The sequence below is a fragment of the Leucobacter japonicus genome, from assembly GCF_001273855.1.
GTDB lineage: Bacteria > Actinomycetota > Actinomycetes > Actinomycetales > Microbacteriaceae > Leucobacter > Leucobacter japonicus.
Genome location: NZ_JHBX01000055.1, coordinates 1 through 408 on the forward strand (window position 1 = coordinate 1; position 408 = coordinate 408).

1 pseudogene is annotated in these 408 nt (G+C 52.2%); it reads right to left on the minus strand.

Annotated elements, in window-relative coordinates:
- Window positions 1-80: 80 nt before the first annotated feature.
- Window positions 81-408: pseudogene (locus tag AMS67_RS00165) on the minus strand (hypothetical protein); the annotation flags it as partial.

The following is a 408-nucleotide window of genomic DNA, read 5'->3' on the forward strand; positions in this document are numbered from 1 at the left end:
AGTATCCCCTCACCACAGCCACCATTCCGGTGGCAGGATCCTCCCGGGCAAGGGACATGTCAGTGTTACTCACGTCGGATTCACTTCTTCAGCGTGACGAAAAACACGCCGCGGTAGCCAAAAGGCAAGTAGTCCTCATGGAATTTAGCGAAATCCTTCGTTAGGTCGACACCCTTGAATTGTTTCGGATGTTGCCATGCCGCGAACTGCTCAAGTGCAAAAACATTAAAGGGAGAGTCGTAGAACTGATGATAGACGGCATGCAACTTTCCGTCCTTCGGGGCCTTGAGTAAGGAAAATCCCGGGGTCTTGAGCAGGCCAGCCAAGGTCCTCTGTGCATCGTCATCAGTGACGTTATATCCAAGTTCGACGTGAGGAACCGACTCCGGTTTCTTCGGATCCTTAGCC